The sequence below is a fragment of the Paenibacillus maysiensis genome, from assembly GCF_000520815.1.
Lineage (GTDB): Bacteria > Bacillota > Bacilli > Paenibacillales > Paenibacillaceae > Paenibacillus > Paenibacillus maysiensis.
In genome coordinates, this window is record NZ_ASRY01000168.1 from 1 (window position 1) to 1029 (window position 1029).

The 1029-nt window shown below is 59.4% G+C and carries 2 protein-coding genes; both read right to left on the bottom strand.

The window, feature by feature from the left end:
- Positions 1 to 731 (bottom strand): NAD(P)H-hydrate epimerase (locus L696_RS0110480; RefSeq protein ID WP_025683588.1); only part of this gene is annotated, 731 nt, incomplete at its 3' end.
- Between the two features lie 32 nt (positions 732 to 763).
- Positions 764 to 1029 (bottom strand): NAD(P)-dependent oxidoreductase (locus tag L696_RS0110485; protein ID WP_025683589.1); only part of this gene is annotated, 266 nt, incomplete at its 5' end.

A 1029-nucleotide genomic window follows, 5' to 3' on the forward strand; every position in this document is an offset into this window, starting at 1 on the left:
TCGTGCAGCGCACCTGTGTCGGCATCGAGGCCGCTAGGCACATCTACCGACACAAGCGGCACGCCGCTGGCATTGGCCTCGCGAATCAGCGAGGCGTAGGGTTCGCGCGGCGGGCCTTGTGTGCCCGTGCCCAGCAGGGCATCTACGATGCCGGAGGCGCCGCGCAGGTCAAAGGCATCCCGGCCGTAGACCAGGGTCGGGATGTGCAGAGCCGCGATGGTATCGCGTTGCACCGCTGCTTCGCCGCGCAGCGAGTCCGGCGACTCAGCGTACACAACGGTGACGCGCAGGCCCGCATCCGTCAGATGACGGGCCGCCACCAGTCCGTCGCCGCCGTTGTTGCCTTTGCCTACGAGAATATACCAATGCTCCCGTGCCCGCATGGCATGTCGCCCATGGCTCCAAGGCTCCGTCTGAATAACACCACCATGTCCCGGCGTATCCCCAGGCCCTGAGTGGGCGACCCGTTCACCATAGGCTGGACCCTCATCATATCCTTGTTTGGCAGCATCCTGCCCCACTATATATCTGCGCTCCGTACCGTATGCTGAATCCACGTGGCTTTCCGAGAAGCTCTTATGGCTCCACCCACTTTCTACAGCGCAGAGCTTCAATACCTCGTCAGCTACCGCGCGCCCGGCATTTTCCATCAAGGTAAGGGCCGGGATGCCCAGCTTGTCAATCGTATACCGATCCAGTTGCCGCATTTCCTCGGCGGTCACAATATACATGCTTCTTCGCCTCCCATAGTGCCATCCCTTTTTTAATACCCGACCGTAAAACGGGAATTCACAAATTCCCCTTCCACCAGCTCATCAATCAGGGCAACTGCATAATCCTCAACCGAGATGCGGCTGTGACCCAATTCATCAACGACCACATGGTCCAAGCCAATGCGAAACTGTCCTGTACGCCGTCCCAGCTCAATGATTGCGGCAGGACTGCAATATGTCCAGTCCACATCCGCAGCACGATACAGCTCCAGTGCATCGGCATGTGCGGCTGCCAGTGGCTTGACTTCCTCTGGAA